Annotated in this window: 3 protein-coding genes; 2 read left to right on the forward strand and 1 reads right to left on the reverse strand. The window is 69.7% G+C overall.

Annotated elements, in window-relative coordinates:
* Window positions 1–166: 166 nt before the first annotated feature.
* A complete protein-coding gene (locus AC2W7C_RS17625; RefSeq protein WP_486002532.1) occupies window positions 167–667 on the reverse strand; it encodes a DUF805 domain-containing protein in 501 nt (166 codons plus the stop codon).
* Window positions 668–776: 109 nt separating this feature from the next.
* On the opposite strand from AC2W7C_RS17625, the gene AC2W7C_RS17630 reads away from it, so the two are divergent.
* Complete coding sequence (locus AC2W7C_RS17630) at window positions 777–1,400, forward strand: phage distal tail protein, Rcc01695 family (protein WP_486002533.1); 624 nt, start codon at window positions 777–779, stop codon at window positions 1,398–1,400.
* Window positions 1,401–1,403: 3 nt separating this feature from the next.
* Window positions 1,404–1,621, forward strand: a 218-nt coding sequence (locus AC2W7C_RS17635) for a baseplate hub domain-containing protein (RefSeq protein WP_486002534.1), incomplete at its 3' end; no start/stop codon positions are given.

Here is a 1,621-nt window from a genome sequence, read left to right on the forward strand (position 1 = left end):
TAGCCTTGGCCTCTCCGATCCTTGTTTTCCGTCATGGCCGGGCTTGTCCCGGCCATCCAGGATCACGATCGGGGCCCTTGGAGGTCTCGACCTCCGCCTTTCGTGTTCATGGATTCCCGGCACAAGGCCGGGAATGACGGGTTGGAATGTCGATTGAACCTAGAGGTCAGGCCTCGGTCAAAGCCGGGTCCTTGGGGTTGGGCCCGAAGCGGTTGGTTCCGGGCTGGCTGTCGGTGAGGCCGATCCAGAGCAGGAACGCGAGGCCGACGAGGCAGATGAGGGCGATCAGGCCGAACGCCGGGCCCAGCAGGGCGAGGATGGCGGCGGGCTCCTCCCGTTCCAGGGCGGAGGCGTTCATGATGGCCGTGGCGCCCAGCATGCTGAAGCCGACGATGGTCCCGACGATGCCGACGGCGTAGGGAACGGCGGCCAGCCAGCCGGTGTGCCCCATGTCGTGCAGGCGCTTCACGGTGATGGCCAGGTTCGGCCAGATCAGCGCGATCGAGATGACGAAGCCGATCAGCGGAATCCAGCCGGCGACGACGCCGACGCCGAGGCAGATCAGCCAGCCGATCCAGAAGTGCGAGCGGCGGCTGCGGCCTTCGAACGAGAACAGCAGTTTCTGCCAGTCGAAGCTCTGAATTTGGTTCGGCGATTCATAGGTCACGGAAACCCTCCCTAGGCGTGAGCCGGGAGCATGGCCGAACGCCGCTCGCCCGACAAGCGAATGACGCGGCGGGCGGCGCGAATGAAATCCTGCAAGCGGGGTCCTGGAGATGGCGTTTCACGAGGTGCGCCTGCCGGCGCGGCTGGCGTTCGGATCGACCGGGGGCGTCGAACGGCGCACCGAGATCGTCACGCTGGGGTCCGGGTTCGAGCGGCGGTCGACGCCGTGGGCCGAAGGACGGCGGCGCTATCTGATCGGGGCGAACCTGAGGTCGCTGGACGACATGGCGACGCTGACCGCCTTCTTCGAGGCGCGGCGGGGGCGGCTGTACGGGTTCCGGTTCCGGGACTTCGCCGACTTCCGTTCGTGCCCGCCGGGCGGGACGCCAGGGCCGTCGGACCAGGCGCTGGGCGCCGGCGACGGAGCGAGGACGGCCTTCGCCCTGGTGAAACGGTACGGCGAGGGCGCGGACGGGTGGACGCGCCGGATTTCCAAGCCGGTCGAGGGGACCGTGCGCGTCGCGATCGACGGGATCGAGACTGCGGCGTTTCAGCTCGACACGGCGACCGGGGCGGTGACGCTGGAGGCGCCGCCCGAGCCGGGCGCGGCGGTCTCCGCGGGGTTCGAGTTCGACACGCCGGTTCGGTTCGACGCGGACCGGATCGACGTGACGCTGGAGGGCTTCGGCGCGGGCCGGATGGCCGCGGTCCCGCTGATCGAGGTCAGGGTCTAGGGCATGCGCGACATTCCCGAGGAGATGGCCGCTCGCATCGAGAGCGGGGCGGCGACGCTGTGCCACGCCTGGCTGCTGATGTGCGCGGACGGCGCGGCCATGGGGTTCACCGATCACGATCGGGACCTGGAGATCGAAGGCGTTTTCTGCCGGGCGTCGAGCGGGTGGACGGCGGGCGCCGCCGAAGCCGGGACCGGCCTGGCGCCGGGGGCGGCGTCGGT

This window comes from Brevundimonas sp. CURTG3B2_SDJG (assembly GCF_057364705.1).

What these genes read in the sequence shown, in the direction of transcription:
- AC2W7C_RS17630 (WP_486002533.1), top strand. Translation starts at nt 777, where the DNA reads ATGGCGTTTCACGAGGTGCGCCTGCCGGCGCGGCTGGCGTTCGGATCG.